This window comes from Mesorhizobium sp. CNPSo 4671 (assembly GCF_057784245.1).
Genome location: NZ_JBWLUW010000003.1, coordinates 308,301 through 334,336, shown reverse-complemented (window position 1 = coordinate 334,336; position 26,036 = coordinate 308,301). Strand labels below are relative to the sequence as shown.

Here is a 26,036-nt window from a genome sequence, read left to right as displayed (position 1 = left end):
AGGCGGGCATGCGGTGAAAAACACACCTTATCGGTTTAGTGTCATGGTTACCGTGCAGGCAAGAGAGCCTGTTCCTCCGCTTCACAGCGGTTTACCTCCAGCCCCTTCCGCTGCGCCACCCCCGCATGGCGGAAGGGGTTTCAGTCCAGAGAGCGCGGAGCATGGTTCCGCGAAAGCGCGGGGCGGCACACGCACAGACGATCGCTCCCGCAGCTTGCTTCGCAGCAAGGCCCTTGGCCTGCTGAAATCCTTGGCAGCTATGACGGCCTGGCCCAAACCGGTCTCAGCGGAAACTTAAAGGACGTCGTTTTCCCAACGATCGAGGAAGGCCTCGATCGGCATGGCCTGGATGTCGGGAACTGCCCTCGCGAGTTTCTCGACCGGCCAGTCCCACCAGGCGAGCGCGTCGATCCGCGCCGCTATGTCAGGCGCAAAGCGAGGCCGGAGCGGCTTGGCCGGCACGCCGGCGACGATCGTGTAGGCCGGCACGTCCTGCGTCACCACCGCATTGGCGCCGATGACGGCGCCATTGCCGATGGTGACGCCAGGCATGATCACCGCGCCGTGGCCGACCCAGACGTCATGGCCGATGCTCACGGCCTTCGACTGCCGCCGTTCGCGGAACGCGGCATCGACACCCAGCCAGCGGAAATACTCGTTTGGCCGATAGCTGACCTTGTGCTGGGTCAGCCGCTCGATCGGATGTTCCAGCGCATTGATGCGGCTGTTGGCGGCGATCGAGCAGAACTTGCCGATGCTCGCATAGATGGCTTCCGAATGGCGCTCGAAATAGGAGAAGTCGCCTACACTCACCTCGCGCAGCACCACACGCTCACCGATCGAGGCATAGCGGCCGAGCTTGCACGCCTTCAGCTCCGCGGTCGGATGGATGCGCGGCTCGGGATCTTTCAGCACAAGGTTTTCGGTGCGGTCCATGCGGCGCTTTACTTCAGAGCAATTGCTCCTGCAAGGCAGGAGCAATTGTCCGCGGGACCAATCAGCACAAAAGACGCCCACCCACTTATTTCGGCTTGCCCTTGCTCCACACCACGTTCTGGCCATAGAGCGGCACCGTGGTGACCGACATCTTCGCCGAGCCGTTCTGCACCTGGCGCGAATGCGAGAGATAGATCAACGTCTCGTTGGTCTTGTCATAGATGCGGTTCACCACCTGTTTCTTCCAGATCAGGCTGATGCCTTGTTTGAACACCTCCTCGCCGCCCTCGCTCATGTCGATGTCGCCGATGGTGATCGGGCCGGTCTGACGGCAGGAAATCGACGAATCGGAGGGATCCTCGAACCAGTTGCCCTTGTGCAGGCGGTCGATGATGCTGCGGTCGAAATAGGAGACATGGCAGGTCACGCCATCCACCTTCGGGTCCTTGATCGCTTCGACGATGATGTCGTTGCCGACCCAGTCGACGCCGACCTTGCCGACTTCCTCGGCGAGGGCGCTGCCGGCGCCAAGCACGACGCAGGCGGCCAAGGCGCCGCCGATCAGTTTTCGCCCAATCCGTTCGCGCCCAACCAGTTCAAGCAAAGGAGCCTCCTGCGGTTCGAGTTGCCGGTATCAGGTGGGACGCGTTGTGCGGCTTTGCAAGCGGAAGCGTCAACTCCAACGGTTGCGGCAACGCGGCACTTTGCCTGCGCAGGGCCGAACCGCTAAGACTGTCGCACCAGCGCGGCATTGAGCCGGCGCGATAATTTCTGCAGACGGACTTTTGTGATGATGCGTTCTATCCTGGTCGGCATTCTCGTCCTGATGGCGGCCGGCATCGGCTGGCTGACCTTCGACTGGTATCGCGGCCATTACGGCGGCGAACCGTTCGGCGCCCCTTTCACCCTGGTCGACCAGAAGGGCGCGCCGATCACCGAAGCCGCCTTCCGGGGGCAGCCCAGCGTCGTCTTCTTTGGCTTCACCCACTGCCCCGAGGTCTGCCCTACCACGCTGTTCGAACTCTCCGGTTGGCTGAAGACGCTCGGCGACGATGGCAAGACCTTGCATGCCTATTTCGTCTCGGTCGACCCGGAGCGTGATACGCCGGCGGTGATGAACGCCTATGTCAGCAATTTCTCCGACCGCATCACCGGCATCACCGGCGATCCGGACAAGGTCCATGCCATGGCCAAGTCGTTCGGCATCTACTGGAAGAAGGTCGACACCGGCGATGGCGACTACACGATGGACCACACCGCCTCGGTGCTGCTGCTCAACTCCAAGGGCGACTTTGCCGGCACGATCGCCTATGGCGAAAGCGCCAGCACCGCAGTCGAGAAACTGAAGCGCCTCGCGGGCAAGGGCTGATACGGACCCCATGACCCAGACGCGGCTGTATTTCACCACCGGCAAGATCGAAGCCGAGCGCGTCTTCGCGGCGCTTGAGCTGGCCTTCGAGGATGAAGGCCTGCCGATCGCCGTGCTGGAGGTCGACGAGGACCAGGACATCCACGAGGTCTCGCTTTACGCCGATGGCGACGTCGACGTAGTCGAGGCGCGGGTCAAGGACATTGTCGCGGGCCTCGCTCTGCCGAAACCGATCGAGCGCGAGGTGTTGCCCGACATCGACTGGGTGGCGCGTTCGCTGGAGGGCCTGAAGCCGGTGCGCGCCGGCCGTTTCTTCGTCCACGGCGCGCATGACCGCAGGAAGCGCCACAGCGGCGAGCTCGCCATCGAGATCGAGGCCGGTCTCGCCTTCGGCACCGGTCATCACGGCACCACATCAGGCTGCCTGGAAATGCTGGAGAAAGTGGTGCGGCGCGAGCACCCGCGCAATGCGCTCGACCTCGGCACCGGCAGCGCCGTGCTGGCCATTGCCGTCGCCAAGCTGGCGCATATTCCGGTGCTGGCCACCGACATCGACCCGGTGGCGGTGAAGGTCGCCGCCGCCAATGCGCGGCTCAACCACGTCAAGGCACTCATCGAAACGGTGACCGCGCCGGGCTTCCACCACCCGATCTTCGGCAAGCGCGCCCCCTTCGATCTGATCGTCGCCAACATATTGGCGCGGCCGCTGATGCGGCTGGCACCGCAAATGGCCGGGCACATCGCGCTTGGCGGCTCGATCGTGCTGTCGGGCATTCTCGATCGCCAGCGCGACGCCGTTATCTCGGCTTATGTCGGCCAGAATTTTCGGCACGTGCGCACGCTGCACCGCGAAGGCTGGGTGACGATCCACCTCAAGCATTGAGGTCGGCAGGCACTGCCGGCCCTCGACGGTCGAATTTCTAGAACTTGATGCCCAGATTGGCCTTGAACCCATTGTCGAAGGCATCCGCCCCGAACTGTCCGGCATAGGACAGGCCAAGGGTGGCGTTGCGCGCCAATTGCACGTCGAAGCCGGCTTCGACCAGCATAGCATCCCTGGCGATCGGCACGCCGGCGACGGTGAAGCTGTCGCCGGCGGCAAAGGCGACGGTCGACAGCGGCGTCACGTCGCCGAAGGCATGGCGCCAGCCGAGCATGCCGCGTGCTGTCGCCGCGACGCCGCCAAGGGTGATGTCGGTCGACGCCCTGACGCCGAGCGTGGTGAAGGTCGCATCCGACGTTGAGCTGCCGCTGGTCAGCGCCGCGGCGCCGCCGCTCTCGGCAAAACCATCCGTGTGCAGGTTGACATAAGCGAGATTGGCAAAGGGCTCGAAGGCAAACGGCCCGGCGTCGGTCTTGTAGGCCAGTTCGCCGAAGGCCTGCGCGGTCGCGGCGTCATAGTCGGCCGACAGGCTGTCGGTGAAGCCCTGGAAAGCGACGGAGCGCGATGTCGAGATCCGGTGCCAGGTGTAGGCGGCACCAGTCCTGAACGCGATGGCGCCCCAATTGGTCCCCCCATAGAGGCCGAGGTGATAATTGTCGCTGTCGCCGGAAGAATGCCTGTCATCGGCATCGAAGCTGGTGCGGCTGTAGCCGCCGACCACGCCGATGCGCCAGGCGCCGGCCAGGCCGTCGGCGCCAACCAGCAGGCCGCCTGTAGACCGGTCGAAGGCGGCGGCATTGCCGTCGCTGTCGGTGCTGCCCCAGGAGCCAAATCCCTGCGACCAGATGGCGAAGCGGTCGGTGTCGGCGGCGACCGGCTGAACGCCGTTCTCGCCATAGGCCATGACCGGCAGCGATGCTGTCTTGCCGCTGTCGCCGAAGGCACCGCGAAGGCGCGCCGTCACCGCGTCCTGCAGCAAGTGGCTGTCCTGCAGCAGCATGCCCTTGGCCGAGGCATGGATTTCACCCGAAAGCTGGTCGAAAGCGGCCTGCGCCGCCGCGTCGCTCGGCAAGGCGAGCACAGCGCTGACCAAGGCACTGCTGGCCGCGCTCTCCAGCCCGTCGGCAGTGGCAATCTGGTTCGGCGTCACACCGGCCGAGCCGAAGGTCTGCGTCTGGGTGACATCGACATAGGCATGCGTCGCATCCGACGTTGTGCTCAGCCTGACAAAGGCAGAGACCTGCGGATCTCCGACCAGGGTGAAGGTTCCGCTGACGCTGGCGGCTTCGAGCACCGTGTAGCGGGTGCCCGCCACCAGGCTACCCAACCCGATATTGCTCACCGTCAAGCCGGCGCCGCTGACGATTGTCGCCGCGCCGGACACCTGGATCAGGTCGGAAAGGCCAGTGGAATTGAGTTCCACCGCATAGGTCGAGCCGGCCCGAAATTGGGCGGAGTTGTTGACGGTCAGCGTGCCGATCGTGTTCTTGCCAGGCGCGACCGTGCCGGAAGCATCGAGCACGCCAACCGTGCCGCCGCCGCCGAGCGTGGCGCCGCTATCGACTGTAACCCCCGCATTGCCAAGCGAGCCGGAGACCAGCAAGGTGCCGGCCTTCACCTCGACCCCGCCCGACAACAGGCTTGAACCCGACAGCTCGAAAGTTCCCGTGCCGTCCTTGATCAGCCCGTTGGTACCGGTGATGACGCCCGAAAACACCGTCGAGCCGTTGTTGCCTCCGGTCGTCAGCTTGCCTGCCCCGGCAATGACCGTTCCCGCGCCGGCGAGCGAGCCGATCGCCTGGTCGAAATTGTTGAGATCGAGCGTCGCGCCACTTTCGATCGTATAGGCGCTGTTTGCACTGAAAATGTTGGGGCTCAGGCCCGCCTTCAGCGTGCCCTGGGCGACGTCGGTGGCCGTTGCATAGGTGTTATTGCCAGCAAAACCCTCTATTGTCAGCGTGCCGGCCCCCGTCTTGGTGAACGTCCCGCTCGGCGTGCCGTCGTCTCCCATGCTGGCGGAGGTGCTGACGTCGAAGCCATTCGTGTCGATGGTGCCGCCGGCGGCGCCGAACAGGATAGAACCATTGGCCAGGGTGAGGTTCGCACCCGCCTGCAGCGTGCCGCCATCCAGCGTGATCGGCCCAACACCCAAAGCATAATCGGCCGTGGCCCGGATCGTCCCCTCCTCGATCCGGGCGCCTGAGCCGAAACTGTTGTTGTTGGTGAGCACGAGCGTGCCGGCACCGGTCTTGACGATCGCGGATGGATCGCTGAGGTCCGAAATCTGGCCGGCATAGGTTCCGGTTGATCCGGATCCGACGTTGATCGTCTGGCTGAGATCGATGGTCAGGTCGTTGTTGATGGTGACGCCATTCTGGATATCGATCACCGTTCCGCTGAAGGCGGAAAGCACGCCGGTTCCCAGCGCGTTGTTGTTGCCGAGGCTAAGCGTGCCGCCATAGAGGTTGGTGCCGCCGGTGTAGGTGTTTGCTCCATTCAAGGTAAGCAAGCCATTGCCGCTCTTGGTGAGGCCCGCGCCTGAGATCACTCCATCCGCCGTAAAATGAGCACCGGCATAAACCGTGAAAACGGTGTCGGAGGCCAGATTGAAACTGGCACCGGCGTCCAGATCGGGAAGGAGATTGTTCGTCTGCACGTTGACCGCGGCCTGCCCAGAGGCCTGGAAATTCAAAACGCCGCTTGAAAACCGGTAACCGCCGGAGGTGCTCGTGGCATTCAAGTTCAGCGTGCCGACCGTATAGGGTCCGCCAGTCAGGAAAACGGTATAGCCGAGCCCCTGGTCCGGCGCATCATGGTTGAAGTTCGCGACCGCATCGACGCCGTTGGGAATCGTTTCGGGAGTCCAGTTCGCAGCTATGCCCCAATCGCCGCTGTTATGAATGAAATCCTCGGCCGAGGCGGCACCGGAGTTGATCGGCGTTACAGCGGCCGCAATCAGCCCGGCCATCAGCAGAGCCGGAAGCGACGTGGACGACAGAAGCGAGCCCGCAAGCCGCGCATTCACCTCGCCATGGCCTTTGGCACGCACTGTAGAAACGGAATGTCTCATGAAAATCCCCCGACCAGCCATCCCTTGGCTGAATCGACCCTTGAAGCCCATGGCGACGCTACGAAAACCGCCGCCGACAGACAAGCGAATGTAGGCCGTAAAAATTACCGGAACCAAGCAACACGGTGCCCAGACAAGAAATCAGAGCAAATCCGTTGCGAATTTGCATCAATCAATAGTTGGCCACACCAGATGCCGGACTGCGAACAAGCACGGTTTCTGCCGGCTGACTGGCTCAGGATAATAGTCCTCTTTTTCAACATCGATCCTGCAAGCGGCGCGCGGCAAGCATCATGGCGTTCAACAGCGTGGCAGAATTGGTCCGCCGACACCAACCTTGACCGGAAGGCCCCACCCCCGCGGTCAAGACAAGAAAACCCGAACCAGATAACTTGCCGTGCGAAGTGACGCACGCTCAAAAAGCAGCCTTTGCTGACTTTTTCTGGTTGCAATTCCCGGGTGCTGGCGGCAGCGCGGCAATGCCGCGTCGTGTCGGGGATGAGGAACGACAACCCAGCTTTCGTGCTGCTGGACCAGCCCCATTTGGTTGTCAGCCAGGCTACGCTGTAGCAGGTTGCGCCAACCGGAAATCGATTCCGATTTCCGGACCCATAGGCTACGGTCACGCCGATATCAGGAGGCCCATCATGTTCCAGACCTTCGATTCCGCGGGCGACCCGGCAGTCGGCAAGCCGCGCGTAGCGCTGTTGCGCCAGTGGCTGGCGGCAAATGGCCTCGACGGCTTTATCGTTCCGCGCGCGGACGAGCATCAGGGCGAATATGTCGCCGACCGTTCGGCACGGCTGAAATGGCTGACCGGCTTCAGCGGCTCGGCCGGCGTCGCCATCGTGCTGCGCGACCGCGCCTTCATCTTCGTCGATGGGCGCTACACGCTGCAGGTGCGCAGTGAGGTCGATCTCGACATTTTTTCGGTCGAAAGCCTGGTCGACAACCCGCCGGCCGTCTGGCTCAAGGACAATATCGGTAAGAGCGCGCGGCTGGGTTTCGATCCCTGGCTGCACACGATCAGCGAGGTCAAGGCGCTGCAGGCCTCGGCCGACAAGACCGGCGCCGTGCTGGTGCCGCTCGAGAAAAACCCGATCGACATCATCTGGAAGGATCAGCCCGCCGCACCGGTGACCCCGGTTGAGCTGCACCCGATCGGCTTTGCCGGCGAACTCGCCAAGGACAAGCTGGTGCGGCTGGCGACGGCGATCGGCAAGGACGGCGCCACCCATGCGGTGCTGACGGACCCTTCCTCCATCGCGTGGGCCTTCAACATTCGGGGCGGCGACGTGCCGCACACGCCGCTGGCGCTCGGCTTTGCCATCCTTGCCGCCGACGGATCGCACCAGCTGTTCATGGACAAGCGCAAATTTTCACGCCAGGTCGCGGCCTATCTCACCCAGCTCGCCGACCCACACGAGCCCGGCGAATTCGAGGCGGCGATCGCAGCACTCGCCAAGGGCGGCGCCAAGATCGCGCTCGACCCGGTGCTGGCGGCCGACCGGCTGCGCATGCTGGTCGAGGACAATGGCGGCACGGTGATCGCCGCGCCCGACCCGGCCCGCATCCCGCGCGCCACCAAGAACCAGGCCGAGATCAACGGCTCGCGCGCCGCGCATCGCCGTGACGGTGCGGCGGTAGCCAAGCTTTTGTGCTGGCTGGAGCGCCAGAAACCCGGATCGCTGGACGAGATCGCGGTCGTCACCAGGCTGGAAGAGAGCCGCCGGCAGACCGGCGAGGAAACGCAAATGCCGCTGCGCGACGTCTCCTTCGACACCATTTCCGGCGCCGGCCCGAACGGCGCCATCATGCATTACCGCGTGTCGCGCGCCACCAGCCGCAAGCTGCAGGCGGGCGAGCTGTTCCTGCTCGATTCCGGCGCGCAGTATCAGGACGGCACCACCGACATCACCCGCACCGTGCCGATCGGCCAGCCGACCGAGGAGATGCGCGAGCGCTTCACGCTGGTGCTGAAAGGCATGATCGGCATTTCCACGCTGCGCTTCCCTGCTGGCACGCGCGGCTCGGAGATCGACGCCGTCGCCCGCATGGCGCTGTGGAAGCATGGCTGCGATTTCGCCCACGGCACCGGCCATGGCGTCGGCTCATACCTCGCCGTGCATGAAGGCCCGCAGCGCATTGCCCGCACCGGCACCGAAAAGCTGCTTGAGGGCATGATGTTGTCCAACGAACCCGGCTACTACAAGGAAGGCGCCTACGGCATCCGCATCGAAAACCTCATCCTGGTGACGCCGGCTGAACAAATCGAGGGCGGCGACATCGCCATGCACGGCTTCGAGACGCTGACGCTGGCGCCGATCGACATCCGGCTGGTGCGGACCGACCTCTTGACGCGCGAGGAGTTGCATTGGCTCGACACCTACCATGCCTGGGTACTGGCCGAGATCGGACCGATGCTCGACGGCGAAACGCTGGCCTGGCTGGAGAAGGCGACCGCACCGCTGCCGCACGACGCGAAGATCTAGATTTTCTGAGGCGCGAGGGCGTGTCGAGATTCAGGTCAGGACGAGCCGAAAACGGCGGATTCCGAGAACCGGAGCGGAGCGTACTTTTGGGTACGTGAGCACCGGAAGCGCAGGAAGCCGCCGTTTGCAGGCCGTCATCACCTGAATATCGACATGCCCTACCCGACGAACTGCCGGGCCACGATCAACACCGCTGCCCCGGCCAAAAACATCGACATCAGCCCGCCCCGCAGCGAGACCACCGCGGTGACGACTAGTGCCGCCCATTCCGCCGGCCCCGCATTCAGCAGTTCCGGCGCCACCAGCGTCGTCAGCACCGCCGCCGGCACGGCATTGAGGCCGGCCTCGATGCGCGGATGGATGTTTTCGAAGCGGGAGATGACCAGATGTCCGCCGATGCGCGTCAGATAGGTGGCGATCGCACCGGCGATGATGATCCAGAATGTCGTGCTCATGGCCTTGTCTCCACGCCGCTATGGTGCGGTGGCAGGATGACGGCGAGCAGCACGCCGGCAATGGCGCCGATCGAGACGTGCCAGGGCGAGCCGACCGTCTTGTAGGCAATGATCGAGGCGCAGGCACTGGCGACCACCACCGGCAGCCACAGCGGCCGCTTGCGGAACCCCAGCACCAGGCCGAGAAAGTAGATCGGCAGCAGGAAATCGATTCCCAGCGCATGCGTGTCGGGGATCAGCTTGCCGAACACCGCGCCAAGCGCGCTCTCGATCACCCAGAACACATAGACCGGCAGGCCAAGCCCCAGATACCAGGCAAAGCCGACGGTCTGGCCGGATTGCGCCCGGGCTTCGGCCACGGCGTATTGCGGATCGGTGAGGATGAAATAGCCGAGCGCTTGGCTGATGACAGGCCAGTGCGCGATGCGCCCGCCGATACCGGCGGAATAAAGCACATGGCGGAAGTTGACCGCGAAGATCGACAGCACGATCAGCCACGGCGCGACATGCTGGCCGAACAGCTGGATGCCGACCATCTGGCTGGCGCCGCCGAACACCAGCGCGCTCATCAAGAAGGCTTCGAGGACCGAAAAACCATTGTCGACGGCAAGCGCCCCGAACAGCACCGCGAACGGCGCCGACGCCACCACGACAGGCATGGAGAGCCGCACGCCCTGCCAGAAGTCGCTTCTGCCGCCGCTCTCGGAAATCACGTCCGTCGCCATCGATCGCTCCCAGGGTCGAAACCGCCGATGTAGGTAGTGCAGCCCGCCTTGTCACACGAATTCGCTTGAGCCAAACGATCAGCGGAAATGATCGTCGCCACGCTCCAGATGAAACTTAGTCCTTCGCGATTCTGCCCTCGATCGCCCTGCCCCAGTCGAGCAGCGGCTTGGCGCGCAAGGTGAAATCGACGAGTTCCTCGACCAGTTCCGGCCCGTGGATGCCAGCCGGATCGATCGCATGCCGGACGGCGAAATGCCGGTTGCGGATGGCAGCGACAAGATCCTGGTCGGTGACATGCTCGAAGCCGCGCGGCGTGCGCTTCATGCGATCCTCCGCATCCAGTTCGAGGCCGTTCTTCTTCAACGCCTTCACCATGGCGCGAAACCTGTCGGGCCATGTCTCGATGGCGCGCCGCATCGCCAGCAGCAGCGCGGCTTCCGGCTGCCACCAGGCGACGCCGGCAAAGCAGCCCTCCAACCCGATATGAATGTAGAACACGCCCTGCACGGCTTTGCTGCCATCCGGCGACAGGATCGCCGAGACATGCCGATTATAAGGCCGTTTGTCCTTGGCGAAGCGCACGTCCCGATTGATGCGGAACAGTGACTTCTTGCGGTCGCCGCGCAGACCGAGACCCGCCTCTGCAAAACGCTGCGTCAGCGTCTCGACAAGATCACCCAGAGGATCGCGCAATTCCTGTTCGAACAGGTCGCGGTTCTCCAGAAACCACTCCCGGCTCTGGTGGAAATCCAGCGCCTTCAGGAACGGAATGGCTTTCGGGCCGAACCCTTTGAACGCCATCACGACTTGCCGACCCGCTGCAGCCAGGTGTCCTCGTCGATGACTTCGACGCCGAGTTCACTGGCAAGCTTGAGCTTGGAGCCGGCGCCCGGTCCCGCCACCAGCAGATCGGTCTTGGCCGAAACCGAGCCGGCGACCTTGGCGCCAAGACGCTCGGCCATCGCCTTGGCCTCCGAGCGCGTCATCTTTTCCAATGAACCGGTGAAGACGATGGTCTTGCCGGCAACCTCGCTGTCGGCCGAGACGGTGACGATATAGGGCTTCGGCTTGACCTGTTCGAGCAGCTTGTCGAGCACGTCGTCATTGCGCTCATTGCCGAAGAAATCGCGCAGCGCATCGATCACCGTGTCGCCGATACCGTTGACCGATGGGAAGACGGTGTGCGGATCCTCCGCCGCCGCCGTCTCCTTGCCGACGCGGATCAGCTCCTCGATGGTGGAAAAGGTCTTGGCGAGCACGGCGGCTGTCGTCTCGCCGATATGACGGATGCCGAGCGCGAAGATGAAGCGGTCGAGTTCCGGCTCGCGGCGCGAATCGATGGCTGCGAACAGCTTATCGAGGCCTTCATAGTTGCGATCCTCGACGCTGCGCACATTCTTGCGCGTCTTGCCGGATGCCGCCTCGCGCTGCCTGGCCTGCTCCTCGCGCCGCTCGGCAAGCGCCTTAGTGACGGCTGGGCGACGATCCCTGAGCGTAAAAATATCGGCGGCTGTCTTGATCAGTCCCGCATTGAAGAACGTGTCGATGTTCTCGGCGCCCAGCCCCTCTATATCCATGGCGCCGCGCGACACGAAATGGCGAAGCCCCTCCACAGCCTGGGCTGGGCAGATCAGCTCGCCGGTGCAGCGCCGGCGGGAATCCTCTTTGCCGGTTTTCTCGTTGATCTCGCGCGTCGCCGGCGAACCGCAGACTGGACAGGTATGCGGGAATTCATAAGGCACGGCATCGACCGGACGCTTGTCGATGACAACGCTGACGATCTGCGGAATGACGTCGCCCGCCCGCTGGATCACCACCGTGTCGCCGATGCGCACGTCGACGCCGTTGCGGATCGGCAGGCCGTTGCTATCGAACCCCTTGATGTAATCCTCATTGTGCAGCGTGACGTTCTCGACCACGACGCCGCCGACCGTGACGGGCGCAAGCCTTGCGACCGGCGCCAGCGTGCCGGTGCGACCGACCTGGATGTCGATCTTCTCTACCGTCGTCATTGCCTGCTCGGCCGGGAATTTGTGGGCAACGGCCCAGCGCGGCTCGCCGGTGACGAAACCCCAGCGGCGCTGCAGCTCCAGCTGGTCGACCTTGTAGACGACGCCATCTATGTCATAGCCAAGCGAGGGGCGTTGCTCCTCGATCCGATGGTAGTGCGCGACCAGTTCCTCGGCCGACTTCGCCCGCACCATCAACGGGCTGATCTTGAACCCCCAATCGGCAAATTTCTGCACCGATTCGTACTGGGTCGGCGCCGGATCCGCGGTCGTGAAGCCCCAGGCATAGGCGAAGAATTTAAGGTTGCGGCTGGCGGTAACGGAGGCGTCCTTCTGGCGCAGCGAGCCGGCGGCCGTATTGCGTGGATTGACGTAGTCCTGGCCGCCGGCAGCGGCCGAGCGCTGCTTCAGCGCCTCGAATTCCGCATAGGTCATATAGACCTCGCCGCGGATCTCGATGGTCTCGGGCCAGCCCGATCCTTTCAGCTTGGCGGGAATGTCGGCGATGGTCCTGAGGTTCGCGGTGATGTCCTCACCGACCGCGCCGTCGCCGCGCGTCGCGCCCTGCACGAACACGCCGTTCTCATAGCGCAGCGATGCCGACAGCCCGTCGATCTTCGGCTCGGCGGTGAAGGCGATATCTAGGTCCTTGTCGCGGTCGAAGAAGCGCCGGCCGCGCTCGATGAAATCGGTGACATCCTCGTCGGTATAAGCCTTGGCGAGGCTGAGCATCGGCACGGCATGGCGCACCTTGGCAAAACCCTCGGCAGGCGGCGCGCCGACCCTGCGTGATGGCGAATCCTCGCGCACCAGATCGGGAAAACGCTCCTCGATGGCAAGGTTGCGCCGCGTCAGCGCATCATAGGCGGCGTCCGAGATTATCGGCGCGTCCTCGGCATGGTAGCGCCGATCGTGCTCGGCGATCTGCTCCGCCAGGCGCTTCAGCTCGGCTTCAGCCTCGCTTTCGCTGAGCGAATCGACAGGTTTTTCAGCCATGCTTTTCTCCCCCGAACGGTGGCGCGCCACCATAGAGCATGATCCCGAAAAGTGGGAACCGGTTTTCAGAAAAGATCATTCCTGAACAGCAGGATGGAGCCATATCCTGACTCGCTGCCATATCCTAAATCGGTCATCACGCCGTATAGTCTCATGCCGCGTTTGTATTTTCCCGCAGCAGTCGCTCGGCGGCGGCGCGAGCCTCGTCGGTGATCGTTGCGCCGGCCAGCATGCGGGCGATCTCTTCCTGCCGCGCCGGCCTGTCCATCTCGGCAATGCCGGTCGCTACCCGGTCCGTGCTGCCCGATTTGGAGATCAGGAAATGCGTCGCCGCGCGCGCCGCCACTTGCGGCGCGTGGGTGACCGACAGCACCTGCACGCGCTTCGACAGCCGCGCCAGCCTTTGGCCGATCGCATCCGCCACGGCGCCACCGACACCGGTGTCGATTTCGTCGAAGACCAGCGTCGGCGCCGAGCCGCGATCGGCCAGCGCCACTTTCAGCGCCAAGAGGAAGCGCGACAGCTCGCCGCCGGACGCCACCTTCATCATCGGGCCGGGCCGCGTGCCGGGATTGGTGCGCACCCAGAACTCGATCTGGTCGATGCCCTCTTCCATGCGGCTCTCGGCCTCGCCCTTCATCTCGACGATGAAGGCGGCGCGTTCGAGTTTCAGCGCCGGCAGTTCGGCCATCACGGCCTTGGTCAGGCCGACCGCCGCCGCGTGGCGGAGCGAAGACAGCTGTGCTGCGGCGATGTCATACGCCTCGCGTGCCGCGGCGGCCTGCTTTTCCAGCCCATGCAGACGCTCCTCGCCGGCGTCGAGATCGGCGAGATCGGCTACCATCGTGTCACGCAATTGCGCCAGATCGTCGACGGCGACGCTGTGCTTGCGTGACGCCGCGCGCAGCGAAAACAGCCGTTCCTCCGCCTTCTCCAGCCGCTGCGGATCATATTCGGTGGCGCGAAGTGCCGCCTCGACACCGGATTGCGCCGCGTCGAGCGACAGCATCGCCTCGTCCAGCGACTTGACCACGTCCTCGAGCAGGCCGGGCGCCTCCGTCGCCTTGCGCTGCAGCCGTCTCAGCAGACTGGCGAGTTGCGGCAAGGGCGAAGACGGGCCGGACAGCACATCCTGGGCGTCATGGATTTCGGATGCGATCTTTTCGGCGCGCATCATATGGGCGCGCAGTTCGGCCAGTTCCGTTTCCTCGCCAGGCTGCGGATCGAGCTTGGTGAGTTCCGCAACCGCGGCGCGCAGATAGTCGGCCTCGCGCGCGGCGGCCGCTACCTTGGCGCGGTGGCGCGTAAGCTCCTGCTCGCCGGCGCGCCAATGCCGCCAGGCCTCCCCGGTCGAGCGAACGGCGCCGAGATGGCCGCCGAAAGCGTCGAGCACGTCGCGGTGGGCGCCGGGGTCGACCAAGGCGCGCTCGTCGTGCTGGCCGTGGATCTCGACCAGCGCACGCCCGACATCGCGCATCAGGGTCACGCTGGATGGCTGGTCGTTGACGAACACGCGGGTGCGGCCGTCCGCCGTCTGCACGCGGCGTAGGATGATGTCGCCGTCATCCTCGATGGCGTTTTCGACAAGCAGCGCGCGCACCGGATGGTTGCGCGGCACATCGAACACGGCAATCACCTGGCCTTGCGCCGCGCCATGGCGCACCAAAGAGGCGTCGCCGCGCGCGCCAAGCGCCAGCGACAGGGCATCGAGCAGGATGGATTTGCCGGCGCCGGTTTCGCCGGTCAGCACGGAAAGGCCCGGCTGGAAGTCGATATCCAGCTTCTCGATCAGGACGATATCGCGGATCGACAGTCTGGAAAGCATCAGAACCCGGACCTCAGGCAATTCCAGGAAACGTGCGGAGCGTTTTTCCCACCGGAATTGCGTAGAACAAAAAGTTGGGACGGCTCAGCGCTTCAAATCACACTGAACCGCCGTGGAGCGGCACGCGACCAATCGGAGTCGCAGCGCCGCACTATCTTTTTGTTTCAGCATCGGATCAATCCGAAAAGCGCGCCGCTGCGACGCGCTTTAAGGATCAGGCGCCGGTGATCAGCTTCCCGGCCTTGGATATCCACGATCCGGCATTTTCGCGCGGCGCAAGCCCGTTGCTCTGCAGGAGCTTGTAGGAATCCTTGTACCATGAGCTGTCAGGATAGTTCGTGCCAAGCACCGCGGCGGCCGTCTGGGCCTCCGAGGTCAGCCCCAACGCGTAGTAGCTTTCGGTCAGGCGGGCCAACGCTTCCTCGACATGGCGTGTATTGGAATAGTTCTCCACCACGGTGCGGAAGCGCTTGACGGCGGCAATGTATTCGCGGCGCTCCAGATAGTAGCGGCCGATCTGCATTTCCTTGCCGGCGAGCTGATCGTTGGCGAAGCGGATCTTCTCCTTGGCGTCGTCGACATATTCTGATGTCGGCCAGCGCGTGACCAGATCCTGCATCGTCTGCAGGGTCTGGCGCGCTTCCTTCTGGTCCTGCGTCACATCCTTGATCTGGCGATAGTAGCTCAGGCCGATAATGTACTGTGCGTAAGGCGCGTCATCGGTGGACGGATACAGCGCCAGATAGCGCTTGGCCGACGAGATCGCGTCGTCGTAGCTGCCCTTTCGATAGTCGGCGAACGCGCCCATCACCATCGATTTACGGGCCCATTCCGAATAGGGATGCTGGCGGTCGACGGCGTCGAACTTCTTGCTAGCCTCGTCCAGGCGGCCGGCATTCAAATTGGCGAGACCCTGATTGTAGAGAACGTCGGCGGGCTCGGTCTGGTCGACATAGGTCGACAGGTCGATGTCTTTCTCCGACGACATGCAGGCCGACAGAAAGAGCGATGGAACAACCAGCGAAAGCGCCAGGATAACAGACCGCTGGCGCGCTTTCGATTGACCGGCTCGCTTGAAGAACATGATTGGATTGCGCCCTTTCGGCGTTATTTTAATGCCTCTTGCATGCTGTTGTCCCAAAACTGGTCCCCACTTTTGAGCGACATGCACTAATCGACGGCAGCAGCCATAAACCATAACCGCCTTGCCCGGCAACGCTATCTCCGGGCAATCGCGCATTTTTATGGCGGCGCGGCGGCACTGGAACATCCCTGTGATTTCGCCGGCCGATGATGCATTCCTGCAACACTAAGGCATCGCGCCACAAAGTGCGAAAACGTTGCGAGTTCAGATCATCCAGGGTGCGTAGAGCGGCGCATTGACGGCGCTCATCTCCGCCGCGCGGCCACGCTCGCGGCGCGTCGTCTCGACAATCTCGAAGGCCGTGCGGTCCGACAGCAGGCGCCGCAGCGCGGCGGCATTCATCCTGTGGCCGCCGCGATAGGAGCGGAAGCAGCCGATGAAGCGGGCTCCGGCCAGCGCCAGGTCGCCCATGGCGTCAAGCGTCTTGTGGCGTACGAATTCGTTGGGATAGCGCAGGCCGCCCATATTGATGACGCGGTTGTCGTCACCGATCACCAGCGAATTTTCCAGCGAGGATCCCAGCGCATAGCCGGCGGCCCACAGCCGCTCGACATCCTTCATGAAGCCGAAGGTGCGAGCCCGCGCAATGTCGCGGCGGAAAATATCGGCATTGAGGTCGGAGGCAAACAGTTGGCGGCCGATGGCCGGGCTTTCGAAATCGATCTCGATTTCGAAACGAGTGCCGTCATAGGGCCTGAACTCCGCCCAGGAAGCACCGTTCTCGATACGGACCGGCTTGACGACCCTGATGTAGCGCCGCTTGACCGACAGCATCTCGATGCCTGCCTGATCGATGGCTTCCACGAAGGCCATGGCGCTGCCGTCGAGGATGGGAACCTCGGAACCGTCGATCTCGATAACGACATTATCGATCCCAAGCCCGAACAGGGCAGCCATGATGTGCTCCACCGTGGCGATGTGCTCGCCCGCGGGATCGCCAAGCATGGTGCACAGATCGGTGGCGCCGACCTCGGCAACCAGGGCGCGGAACTCGCGGCCCTGCCCGTCTCCGTTGACAAGCTGGAACACGATGCCGGTGTCGGCATCCGCGGGAAGGAAACTGATGGAAACTTCTTTGCCGCTGTGAACGCCGGTGCCGGTAAGCGACGCGCGCGTCTTCACTGTCGTCTGATAGTCGTGCAAGACAATCCCCATAAGCCCGAAATGCCTAGGTCCGCTTCTCCAGCCCGAGGGCGCGGCTCTTGTGAAAATCGGCAGGCAGGGTCACTTCCCCCGAAATCCCGGCACACCGACTATGGTAGGCAGCGAAGATAATGTTCCGGCAGGGAGACTCCAAATCACAGTTTCTTACCCTTTGTAACCGCAAGTCGGAGCGAGCTCGATATTGTAACCTTTTGATTTTGCGGCATTTAAAACGTTAACAGGCAAGCAATTCCTTGCTTGCCTGTTAACAATTATTACAGTCCGTTAACCGCTCAGTTGGCCTGGCGGCGCAGGAACGCCGGAATCTCCAGCTGATCGTCGTCCTGAGTCGCCCTGGTCTGCGGCGTCAGGCGGCCCTGGTCATCCAGCTGGCCACGGCGCGGCGCGTAGAGCTGGGCGTCCTGGCTGGCGAGACGGCGCACTTCGGGGGCAGCCTGGCGAAGCTTCGGCTCGCGCGGTTGCGCCGGCTGCAGCCTTGCGGGCTCCTCCTCGCGGCGGGTCAGGCCGTTGGTCAGGCGCTTCAACAGGCCCATCGGTCCGCTGTTGTTCTCGTGGTCCACTGGGCGACTCTTGGCGTCGACCTCGGCCTTGACGACCGGCGGAAAGTCCTCGACGCGCGGCATGCGCTGCGGTGCCATAGCCACCGGCTGCTGGACCTCACGCAGCATTTCACGCGGCTGCGGGGCCGGCTGCATCTGCTGGACGACCGGCTGCGGCATTGGCTGCTGTGGCGGCGCCTGGAAGATCTTGCTCTGCGGACGGAAATCATCCGCATGAGCGACAGGAGCCGGACGAGCCTGCGCCATGGCGGCGGCGTTTGCCTCGGCGAGCTGGATGGCCTCGGCGACCGGATCGGCGGCACGCGGCTCATAGACAGGCTGCTGGACCGGTGCCGGGCGGCTTTCCACCGCGGCCACGGCCGGACGGGCGACCGGCTTCTGCGGTGCCGTACGGATCGAGATCGGAGCAGCGGCGATTTCAGCCGCCGATTTGTCGATGCCGGTGGCAACCACCGAGACACGGATGACGCCTTCGAGTTCCTCGTCGAAGGTGGCGCCCAGGATGATGTTAGCGTCCTGGTCGACTTCCTCACGGATACGGGTCGCCGCTTCGTCGACTTCGAACAGGGTCAGGTCGCGGCCGCCGGTGATCGAGATCAGCAGGCCCTTGGCGCCCTTCATCGAGGTCTCGTCGAGCAGCGGGTTGGCGATCGCGGCTTCGGCGGCGGCCATCGCGCGGCCCTCGCCCGAAGCCTCGCCGGTGCCCATCATCGCCTTGCCCATCTCGCGCATCACCGAACGCACGTCGGCGAAGTCGAGGTTGATCAGGCCTTCCTTGACCATCAGGTCGGTGATGCAGGCGACACCGGAATAGAGCACCTGGTCGGCCATGGCGAAGGCGTCGGCGAAGGTGGTCTTGTCATTGGCCAGCCGGAACAGGTTCTGGTTGGGGATGACGATCAGGGTATCGACGCATTTCTGCAGTTCCTCGATTCCCATGTCGGCCGTCTTCATGCGGCGCTGGCCTTCGAAGTGGAACGGCTTGGTGACGACGCCGACGGTGAGGATGCCCTTTTCGCGCGCGGCGCGGGCAACGACCGGAGCAGCACCGGTGCCGGTGCCGCCGCCCATGCCGGCGGTGACGAAGCACATATGGGTGTTGGACAGGTGGTCGATGATCTCGTCGATGCATTCTTCCGCCGCCGCACGGCCGACTTCCGGCTGCGATCCGGCACCGAGCCCCTCGGTGACATGCGCGCCAAGCTGGATCAGCCGGTCGGCCTTCGACATGGTCAGCGCCTGCGCGTCGGTGTTGGCCACCACGAACTCGACACCGCGCAGACCGGCGGTGATCATGTTGTTCACGGCGTTGCCGCCGCCGCCGCCGACACCGAACACGGTGATGCGCGGCTTAAGCTCGGTGATGTCCGGCTTCTGCAGATTGATGGTCATTGTCTCCGTCCTTTGCCTTTCACGCCGCTTCGCCGCCGCGGCCGCCTATGGGGCTGTCCCCGTCAATTAGAAACTGTCTCTCAACCACTGACTCATGCGATGCAGTTTTCCACCCGTTCCGGTCATCCTGAGACCGGAAATGCCTTTCGCCGGATGGCTCTCGAAACTCGCCATCTGCGGATAGATCAGAAGCCCGACGGCGGCCGAGAAAGCCGGCCCCTTCGCCGCTTCGGGCAGGCCGGCCACGCCGAGCGGGCGGCCGATGCGTACATTGCGTCCCAGGATGCGGCGCGCCGCTTCCGGCAGGCCGGCCAGTTGGCTGGCGCCCCCGGTGAGCACGACGCGCTTGCCGACCGCATTGCCGTAGCCGGACTTGTTCAGCCGGTCGCGCAACAATTCGAGCGTTTCGTCGATGCGGGCGCGCACGATGCGCGTCATCACCGAGCGCGGTATCTGCAGCGGCACCTCGCCATCATCGCCGATCGGCTGAATCGAGACCAGGTCGCGGTCGTCGGCACTGCCCGGCAGCGCCGAACCATGCATGACCTTCAGCCGTTCGGCGGCGTCGAGCGAGGTCGAGAGCCCCTTGGCCATATCCAGCGTGACGTGGTTGCCGCCAATAGCGATGGCGTCGCCATGGACGAACTTGCCTTCCGAAAACACCGAGATGGTCGTCGTGCCGCCGCCCATGTCGATGCAGGCCGCACCCAGTTCCAGCTCGTCGTCGACCAGAGCCGCCAAGCCGCTGGCATAGGGCGTCGCCACCATGCGCTCGACCGACAGATGCGAGCGGTTGATGGAAAGTTCCAGGTTGCGCATCGGGGCTGCATCCCCCGTCAGCACATGCATGTCGACGCCAAGCGCGTCGCCGACCATGCCGCGCGGATCGCGCACGCCGCGTTCGGCATCGAGCGAGAAGCCGACGGGCAGTGAATGGATCACCTCGCGCTCGGCCTTGAGCGCCTGCTTGGCACCGGCGCCCAGCACGCGCTTGATGTCGGCCTCGTCGGCCTCGTGGCCGCCAAGATTGATGGTCGCCGAGAAGCTTTCGCTCTTCAGCCGACCGGCGGTCATGTTGACGATGAGCGAATCGACCGTCAGCCCCGCCATGCGCTCGGCAGCGTCGACGGACAGGCGGATGGCATGTTCGGCCCGATCAAGATCGACGACCACGCCCGACTTCACGCCTTGCGACTTCTGATGGCCGATGCCGATCACCTGGATCCGATGCGAGCGGCCGCGCAAGAGCTTGCCGTCATCGTTCGGCTTGAGCTTGGCCACCATGCAGCAGACCTTGTTCGAGCCGACATCCAGCACCGTCAGAGTGCCGGATCGGCGCGACGAGGCATCGCCTGAACCGCCAAGCCAGCTCATATCTTCGTCTCCGACTTGCGCTTGAGGGTCTTCGGCTTCTCGTTGAGAGCGGCCTCGCGCTGCGTCGCCGCTTCAGGCGTCAATTCCACGACCAGCCGGTCTGTCAGACGCATGTCGACAGCAGCGATGTCGCGCGACAGCAAGCCCTTGTCCTTGTCCATCTTGACGAGCTCGGCGAGCGCCTGGTCCTCTTCGTCCTCAGGCAGCTTGACGGTGATGCCGTTGTCCAGCTTCAGATCCCAGCGCCGATCGCCAACGCGGATATAGCCTTTTACGCGGATCGCCAGGTCGGGGTATTTTTCGACCTTGGCCAGGAAGTCAGGCGCCTTGGCCGGCGCGCCGTCGCCAATCAGCAGCGGCAACGTCACCTGCTTGCCTCCCGAGAACGGCGCGATGACGGCGCCATCCTTCTCGATAACCGAGAGATCATTGCCCTGCTGCCAGAGCGCGAAGGCCTCGCGCTCCTCGACACGCACTTCCAGCGTATGCGGATAGACCTTACGCACCGCCGCCATTTCGATCCAAGGCAGGCTGGAGATGCGCTCGCGCGCGGCCTCCGCGTCGAAGCCGATCAGCGAGGTCCAGCCGTCGAGTTCGAGCCTGTCGAGAATGTCGATCTCGGAGGTCTGGCGGTTGCCGACCACCTTGACCTGATCGACAGCAAAGCCGGTTCGGGCGGTGATGCTCTGGATGATGCCGTCGGCATGGCCGCCGAGATAGGCGCCATAGGCCCCGCTCGAAGCGAGCAGCACGGCCGACATGATCGCGACGGAGAAGCGCGGCGCCTCGAATTCGCCATCGCCCAGGCGCGCCAGGATGCGCACCGGGCGGCGAAGCACGCGCGGCAGCACGAAATGGTCAAACGACAATGACAGGCCGAACAGCGACGGCACGACCGCCCCCTTCCCCTTGCCTTGTCCCCATTTCAACGCAGACACGAAGCGTCCTCCACCATCCAACTCAACAATTCACCAAACGAATGCCCGGCCTGGGCAGCGATTTCAGGCACCAAAGACGTCGGCGTCATGCCCGGCTGAGTGTTGACCTCGAGCCATACAACCTCGCCATTTTCGGAGTGACGATCGTCATAACGGAAGTCCGACCGGGAAACGCCCCGACAGCCGACAGCTTGGTGAGCCTTGAGCGCCAGTGTCTGTATTTTTTGGTAAATATTCGGTGAAACTTTTGCGGGGCATTCGTGTTTTGATCCGCCCGCGACATATTTTGAATCGTAATCGTAGAAGGAATGGCCGGTCGGGATGATCTCGCAGACACCAAGCGCCACATCGCCCATGACGGCGCAGGTCAGCTCGCGCCCATGGATGTAGCGCTCGACCATGACGGTATCGCCATATTTCCACTCGGACGACCCGACGACCTGCGGCGGATGCGACTGCCCCTCCGACACGATGACGACGCCGAAGCTCGACCCCTCATTGACCGGCTTGATCACATAGGGCGGCTTCATCGGATGCTTGTTCTGGATGGCGAAGCGATTGGTGACTTTCGATTCGGCGACGGGAACGCCGACCGATTTGACGATCTTCTTCGCCTGTTCCTTGTTCATGGCGAGCGCCGAGGCGAGCACGCCGGAATGGGTATAGGGAATGGCGAGATATTCAAGAATGCCCTGGATGGTGCCGTCCTCGCCAAAGGGGCCATGCAGCGCATTGAAGGCGACATCCGGCTTGAGCTCGGCAAGCACGGAGCCGACATCGCGCCCGACATCGACGCGGGTGACCTGGTAGCCTTCCTGCTCGAGCGCATCGGCGCAAGCCTTTCCAGAAGACAGGGACACGGGCCGCTCGGACGAAAAACCTCCCAGCAGGACGGCCACATGCTTGCTTTTCATTCCCCGTCATCCCCTCTCACGGCGGACCAAAAACCAAGATTTCCGCAACATTGAGTCCGAGTCTCCCGGCAGGTTGCCCCCCCAGACGGAAAACGCGGGTAACGCGTCGAACGACTCAAATCAGGAAACGCTTTCGAGCAGAGAATCAGAGAGTTGATTCACTGGCAAGTGCTTATGATTCCGAGAGATTCACTTTGTGAGAAAATGGCCGCGAAAACCGTGTCGCTGAGTCTTTGCGGCAACGGTTTCGCGCGTTTTGAGAGCGGGTTGAAGTTCATGCATCACATGAACTTCAAGGGACACTAAAGCAGTTGGCCCAGAAACTCCTGCACGGCATGTCCGGGCCGGAAATTGCCGATACGCTTGATCTCCCACTGCAGCCGGATGCCGGAATGCTCGAGCACGCGGGCGCGCACCGTCTCGCCGAGATATTCGAGGTCGTAGCCGGTCGCGGTTCCGGTGTTGATCATGAAGTTGCAATGCATCGGCGACATCTGCGCGCCACCGATCATCAGGCCACGGCAGCCCGCCTTGTCGATCTCCTTCCAGGCCGACGTGCCTTCGGGATTCTTGAAGGTCGAGCCGCCGGTCTTCTCGCGGATCGGCTGCACCGTCTCGCGGTGATTCTGCACCGCATCCATCGCCGCCTTGATCGTGGCCTTGTCCTCGGCAAAGCCTTCGAACACGGCCGAGGTGAAGATCAGCCCGGACGGGGCCGCCGAATGGCGATAGGCATAGCCCATCTCGGCATTGCTCAGCGTCTGGACGTTGCCCCTGCGGTCAAGCGCCCGCACCTCGACGACGCGCTCGCGCGTTTCGACGCCATTGGCGCCAGCGTTCATCCTGAGCGCGCCACCGATGGCGCCCGGAATGCCGTGATAGAAATGGAAACCGCCAATACCAGCCTCCAGCGCCAGGGCCGCCACGCGCTTGTCGGGCGTGGCGGCCCCAGCCTTGATCCTGATCGGTGAAACGATTTCGGCCTCGCCAAAGCCCTTGGCCGAAAGCCGGATGACAAAGCCAGGAATACCGCCGTCACGGACCAGAAGGTTCGAACCGACGCCAACGACGGTGAGAGGTATTTCTTCAGGAACCGCGCGCAGGAACGCGGCAAGATCCTCTTCGTCCGCCGGCTGAAACAGCACCTCGGCCAGGCCGCCGGCGCGGAACCAGGTGATCTTGTCCATCTCGGCATTTGGCGTCAGCCGGCCGCGCAGGCCGGCAAGCCGGTCGCCGAGTTTGTCGATCAGGGCCTGGCCGTGCATCATGAGGCGGCAAGCTCCTTTGGCAGAGCATAGGCCCATTGGGTGATGTTGCCGGCGCCGAGGAAGACGACGAAGTCGCCGGGCTTGGCGAGATTGCGAATGATGGGCGCGATGGCCGCCGGCCCCTCGATATAGCGCGCGTCGCGATGGCCGCCGGCGCGGATGCGCGACACCAGCTCATCCGACGTCACACCGTCGATCGGGTCTTCGCCGGCAGCGTAAACCGGGGCGACCATCACCGTATCGGCATCGTTGAAGCAGGCGGAGAACTCGTTGAACAGATCATGCAGCCGGGTGAAGCGGTGCGGCTGGGCAATGGCGATGACGCGTCCCTTGGTGGCGCTGCGCGCCGCCTTCAGCACCGCCGAGATCTCGACCGGATGGTGGCCGTAATCGTCGAACACATCGACGCCGTTCCACGAACCCGTATGGGTGAAGCGGCGCTTGACGCCAGCGAAGGACGACAGGCCCTTCTTGATCGCCTCGGCGGACAGGCCGAGTTCATGCGCGACGGCGATCGCCGCGGTGGCGTTAGAGACATTGTGACGGCCGGGCATCGGCAGGCGCAGGCCTGAAATCGTCTTCTGGCTGCCGGTCTTGCGGTCGCGGATCACCACGTCGAACTCGGACGTGGCACCCGCCATGCGGTGGTTGGTGAAGCGCACGTCGGCCTGCGCATTCTCGCCATAGGTGATGACGCGGCGATCCTCGATGCGGCCGACCAGCGCCTGCACCTCGGGGTGGTCGGTGCACATCACCCCAAAACCGTAGAACGGCACGTTCTCGACGAACTGGCGGAACGCCTCGCGCACCTTGTCGAAGCTGCCATAGTGGTCGAGATGCTCAGGATCGATGTTGGTGACGACAGCGATCTCGGCGGGCAGCTTCAGGAAAGTGCCGTCGCTCTCGTCGGCCTCGACCACCATCCACTCGCCGTCGCCCATGCGCGCATTGGTGCCATAGGCATTGATGATGCCGCCATTGATGACGGTCGGGTCGAGGCCGCCCGCTTCGAGCAAGGTCGCTACCATCGAGGTCGTCGTCGTCTTGCCATGCGTGCCGCCGATCGCAACTGCCTGGCGGAAGCGCATCAATTCGGCCAGCATCTCGGCACGGCGCACGATCGGCAGCAGTTTTTCGCGCGCGGCCTTCAGCTCCGGATTGGATTTCTTGATCGCCGTCGAGACGACCACCACCTCGGCATCACCAAGATTCTCGGCCTTGTGGCCGACGAAGCATTCGATGCCCTTGTCACGCAGCCGCTGCACATTGGCGCTGTCGGCCTGGTCGGACCCTTGCACCTTGTAGCCGAGATTGTGCAGCACCTCGGCAATGCCGCTCATGCCGATGCCGCCAATGCCGATGAAATGCACGAGGCCTATGGTCTGCGGCATCTTCATGGGTGCGTCGCCTTCCTGAAATCCGTAACGGTTTTTCTGGACGCAATAGCCTCTGTGAGATCGGCGAGCAACCGTGCCGCGTCCGGCCTGCCGGCCGACTTCGCGCCCGCGGCCATCGCCGCCAGCCGCTCGGGATTGTCCATCAACCCGCCAATAAGAGCTGCGATGCGTTCAGGCGACAACGTCGATTGCGGGTGCACCTCGCCGCCACCGGCAGCGGCAAGGGCGGCCGCATTCGCCGCCTGGTCGTGGTCGAGCGCGTAGGGATAAGGCACCAGCAGTGCCGGCCGGCCGATGACGGCGATCTCCGAGACGGTCGAGGCGCCGGAGCGCGAGATCACCAGATGCGCCGCCGCCATGCGCGCCGCCATGTCGGTGAAGAAGGGCGAAACCTCGACGGCGACGCCAAGGGCGGCATAGGCCGCCTTCACCCGCGCCACGTCGTCCGCCCGGGCCTGCTGTGTAATCACCAGCCGTTTGCGCTGCGCTTCCGAAAGGAGCGCGATGGCTCCCGGCATGGCATCGGAAAAGAACTGGGCGCCCTGGCTGCCGCCGAACACCAGGAGACGGAAGGGCTCCTCCCCGGTCGACGCCGCGTAAGGCGTCTTGGCCGCCTCCAGCACCGCCGGCCGAACCGGATTGCCTGTCGTCACCGTCTTTTCGCCGGTGGCGCTCGTATCCTGCGGCAGGAAGCCGCCGGCGATGGCATCGACACGGCTGGCCAGTGCCCGGTTGGCGCGCCCCATCACCGCGTTCTGTTCATGGATCAGCGTCGGCACCTTGCGTCGCGTCGCCGCGTAGAGCGGCGGCAGGGTCGGATAGCCGCCAAAGCCGACCACCGCATCCGGCTTGATTCTGCCGATAATGGCCGAGGCCTGTCGCACGCCGCGCCAGATTTTCCAGAAGGCGCCAAGCAGGGCAATCGGATTTTTCGTACCCATCGTCGCCGACTGGATCGGATGGATAGCGGCAGCCGGAAAGTGACCGGCAAACCGCTCGGCGCGGTCGTCGGTGGCCAGTTGCACCGACCAGCCGCGCTCGATCAACTCATGCGCCAGCGCTTCGGCCGGAAACAGATGTCCGCCGGTTCCGCCCGCCGCGAGAAGGATCACACCCCTCGCCAT

20 protein-coding genes are annotated in these 26,036 nt (G+C 63.8%); 3 read left to right on the top strand and 17 right to left on the bottom strand.

From position 1 onward, the window contains the following. Positions 1–294: 294 nt before the first annotated feature. Both AC04SF_RS09770 and AC04SF_RS09765 read right to left on the bottom strand, forming a co-directional pair. A complete protein-coding gene (locus AC04SF_RS09770; RefSeq protein WP_488477613.1) occupies positions 295–936 on the bottom strand; it encodes a transferase hexapeptide repeat family protein in 642 nt (213 codons plus the stop codon). 85 nt (positions 937–1,021) lie between these two features. Next, positions 1,022–1,540 (bottom strand): CreA family protein, encoded by a 519-nt coding sequence (locus tag AC04SF_RS09765; RefSeq protein ID WP_488477612.1) that lies wholly within the window; start codon positions 1,538–1,540, stop codon positions 1,022–1,024. Between the two features lie 186 nt (positions 1,541–1,726). On the opposite strand from AC04SF_RS09765, the gene AC04SF_RS09760 reads away from it, so the two are divergent. Together AC04SF_RS09760 and AC04SF_RS09755 are read left to right on the top strand one after the other, a co-directional pair. Then, a complete protein-coding gene (locus AC04SF_RS09760; protein ID WP_095202294.1) occupies positions 1,727–2,305 on the top strand; it encodes an SCO family protein in 579 nt (192 codons plus the stop codon). A gap of 10 nt (positions 2,306–2,315) precedes the next feature. Then, the gene (locus AC04SF_RS09755) at positions 2,316–3,188 is read left to right on the top strand and encodes a 50S ribosomal protein L11 methyltransferase (RefSeq protein WP_488477611.1); all 873 of its coding nucleotides are present in this window, start codon (positions 2,316–2,318) and stop codon (positions 3,186–3,188) included. A 37-nt stretch (positions 3,189–3,225) separates the two neighbouring features. Here the strand turns inward: AC04SF_RS09755 and AC04SF_RS09750 are convergent, their stop codons facing one another. Next, positions 3,226–6,258, bottom strand: a complete 3,033-nt coding sequence (locus tag AC04SF_RS09750) for an autotransporter outer membrane beta-barrel domain-containing protein (protein ID WP_488477610.1) — start codon at positions 6,256–6,258, stop codon at positions 3,226–3,228. Positions 6,259–6,905: 647 nt separating this feature from the next. On the opposite strand from AC04SF_RS09750, the gene AC04SF_RS09745 reads away from it, so the two are divergent. Further along, entirely contained in the window at positions 6,906–8,750 is a 1,845-nt protein-coding gene (locus tag AC04SF_RS09745; protein WP_488477609.1) for an aminopeptidase P family protein, read from the top strand. Between the two features lie 158 nt (positions 8,751–8,908). Here AC04SF_RS09745 and AC04SF_RS09740 read toward each other — a convergent pair whose 3' ends face one another. From AC04SF_RS09740 to murG, 14 genes are all read right to left on the bottom strand, one after another. After that, the gene (locus AC04SF_RS09740) at positions 8,909–9,205 is read right to left on the bottom strand and encodes an AzlD family protein (RefSeq protein ID WP_488477608.1); all 297 of its coding nucleotides are present in this window, start codon (positions 9,203–9,205) and stop codon (positions 8,909–8,911) included. Next, positions 9,202–9,930: an AzlC family ABC transporter permease gene (locus AC04SF_RS09735; RefSeq protein ID WP_488477607.1), complete on the bottom strand. Its 729-nt coding sequence runs from the start codon at positions 9,928–9,930 to the stop codon at positions 9,202–9,204. The genes AC04SF_RS09740 and AC04SF_RS09735 overlap by 4 nt, the downstream gene beginning before the upstream one ends. A gap of 115 nt (positions 9,931–10,045) precedes the next feature. Further along, positions 10,046–10,735 carry a DUF2461 domain-containing protein gene (locus tag AC04SF_RS09730; RefSeq protein ID WP_488477606.1) on the bottom strand — a complete coding sequence of 230 codons (690 nt, stop codon included), beginning with the start codon at positions 10,733–10,735 and terminating at the stop codon, positions 10,046–10,048. Beyond that, entirely contained in the window at positions 10,732–12,936 is a 2,205-nt protein-coding gene (ligA, locus tag AC04SF_RS09725) for an NAD-dependent DNA ligase LigA (protein ID WP_488477605.1), read from the bottom strand. Before ligA ends, AC04SF_RS09730 begins: the two co-directional genes overlap by 4 nt. Before the next feature lie 151 nt (positions 12,937–13,087). Next, the gene (recN, locus tag AC04SF_RS09720; protein WP_488477604.1) at positions 13,088–14,761 is read right to left on the bottom strand and encodes a DNA repair protein RecN; all 1,674 of its coding nucleotides are present in this window, start codon (positions 14,759–14,761) and stop codon (positions 13,088–13,090) included. A gap of 214 nt (positions 14,762–14,975) precedes the next feature. Beyond that, positions 14,976–15,845 carry an outer membrane protein assembly factor BamD gene (locus AC04SF_RS09715; RefSeq protein ID WP_096447427.1) on the bottom strand — a complete coding sequence of 290 codons (870 nt, stop codon included), beginning with the start codon at positions 15,843–15,845 and terminating at the stop codon, positions 14,976–14,978. A 264-nt stretch (positions 15,846–16,109) separates the two neighbouring features. Then, positions 16,110–17,060, bottom strand: coding sequence for a UDP-3-O-acyl-N-acetylglucosamine deacetylase (lpxC, locus tag AC04SF_RS09710; RefSeq protein ID WP_488477603.1), 951 nt, complete (start codon positions 17,058–17,060; stop codon positions 16,110–16,112). A 281-nt stretch (positions 17,061–17,341) separates the two neighbouring features. Further along, entirely contained in the window at positions 17,342–19,021 is a 1,680-nt protein-coding gene (gene ftsZ / locus AC04SF_RS09705) for a cell division protein FtsZ (RefSeq protein ID WP_096447431.1), read from the bottom strand. A 66-nt stretch (positions 19,022–19,087) separates the two neighbouring features. Further along, entirely contained in the window at positions 19,088–20,395 is a 1,308-nt protein-coding gene (ftsA, locus tag AC04SF_RS09700; protein ID WP_488477602.1) for a cell division protein FtsA, read from the bottom strand. Next, on the bottom strand, positions 20,392–21,333 hold the full coding sequence (locus AC04SF_RS09695) for a cell division protein FtsQ/DivIB (protein WP_488477601.1): 942 nt from the start codon (positions 21,331–21,333) through the stop codon (positions 20,392–20,394). The genes ftsA and AC04SF_RS09695 overlap by 4 nt, the downstream gene beginning before the upstream one ends. After that, on the bottom strand, positions 21,321–22,247 hold the full coding sequence (locus AC04SF_RS09690; protein WP_488477600.1) for a D-alanine--D-alanine ligase: 927 nt from the start codon (positions 22,245–22,247) through the stop codon (positions 21,321–21,323). Before AC04SF_RS09690 ends, AC04SF_RS09695 begins: the two co-directional genes overlap by 13 nt. 302 nt (positions 22,248–22,549) lie before the next feature. Beyond that, positions 22,550–23,515 carry a UDP-N-acetylmuramate dehydrogenase gene (murB, locus tag AC04SF_RS09685; RefSeq protein WP_488477599.1) on the bottom strand — a complete coding sequence of 322 codons (966 nt, stop codon included), beginning with the start codon at positions 23,513–23,515 and terminating at the stop codon, positions 22,550–22,552. Beyond that, complete coding sequence (gene murC, locus AC04SF_RS09680) at positions 23,512–24,912, bottom strand: UDP-N-acetylmuramate--L-alanine ligase (protein WP_488477598.1); 1,401 nt, start codon at positions 24,910–24,912, stop codon at positions 23,512–23,514. Before murC ends, murB begins: the two co-directional genes overlap by 4 nt. Next, positions 24,909–26,036, bottom strand: coding sequence for an undecaprenyldiphospho-muramoylpentapeptide beta-N-acetylglucosaminyltransferase (gene murG / locus AC04SF_RS09675; protein WP_488477597.1), 1,128 nt, complete (start codon positions 26,034–26,036; stop codon positions 24,909–24,911). The genes murC and murG overlap by 4 nt, the downstream gene beginning before the upstream one ends.

Coding starts and splice junctions, on each gene's coding strand:
- AC04SF_RS09770 (WP_488477613.1), bottom strand. CDS start 936: ATGGACCGCACCGAAAACCTTGTGCTGAAAGATCCCGAGCCGCGCATC.
- AC04SF_RS09760 (WP_095202294.1), top strand. CDS start 1,727: ATGATGCGTTCTATCCTGGTCGGCATTCTCGTCCTGATGGCGGCCGGC.
- ligA (WP_488477605.1), bottom strand. CDS start 12,936: ATGGCTGAAAAACCTGTCGATTCGCTCAGCGAAAGCGAGGCTGAAGCC.
- recN (WP_488477604.1), bottom strand. CDS start 14,761: ATGCTTTCCAGACTGTCGATCCGCGATATCGTCCTGATCGAGAAGCTG.
- lpxC (WP_488477603.1), bottom strand. CDS start 17,060: ATGGGGATTGTCTTGCACGACTATCAGACGACAGTGAAGACGCGCGCG.
- AC04SF_RS09715 (WP_096447427.1), bottom strand. CDS start 15,845: ATGTTCTTCAAGCGAGCCGGTCAATCGAAAGCGCGCCAGCGGTCTGTT.
- murB (WP_488477599.1), bottom strand. CDS start 23,515: ATGATGCACGGCCAGGCCCTGATCGACAAACTCGGCGACCGGCTTGCC.
- AC04SF_RS09745 (WP_488477609.1), top strand. CDS start 6,906: ATGTTCCAGACCTTCGATTCCGCGGGCGACCCGGCAGTCGGCAAGCCG.
- ftsZ (WP_096447431.1), bottom strand. CDS start 19,021: ATGACCATCAATCTGCAGAAGCCGGACATCACCGAGCTTAAGCCGCGC.
- AC04SF_RS09735 (WP_488477607.1), bottom strand. CDS start 9,930: ATGGCGACGGACGTGATTTCCGAGAGCGGCGGCAGAAGCGACTTCTGG.
- murC (WP_488477598.1), bottom strand. CDS start 24,912: ATGAAGATGCCGCAGACCATAGGCCTCGTGCATTTCATCGGCATTGGC.
- AC04SF_RS09740 (WP_488477608.1), bottom strand. CDS start 9,205: ATGAGCACGACATTCTGGATCATCATCGCCGGTGCGATCGCCACCTAT.
- AC04SF_RS09690 (WP_488477600.1), bottom strand. CDS start 22,247: ATGAAAAGCAAGCATGTGGCCGTCCTGCTGGGAGGTTTTTCGTCCGAG.
- AC04SF_RS09750 (WP_488477610.1), bottom strand. CDS start 6,258: ATGAGACATTCCGTTTCTACAGTGCGTGCCAAAGGCCATGGCGAGGTG.
- ftsA (WP_488477602.1), bottom strand. CDS start 20,395: ATGAGCTGGCTTGGCGGTTCAGGCGATGCCTCGTCGCGCCGATCCGGC.
- AC04SF_RS09755 (WP_488477611.1), top strand. CDS start 2,316: ATGACCCAGACGCGGCTGTATTTCACCACCGGCAAGATCGAAGCCGAG.
- murG (WP_488477597.1), bottom strand. CDS start 26,036: ATGGCGAGGGGTGTGATCCTTCTCGCGGCGGGCGGAACCGGCGGACAT.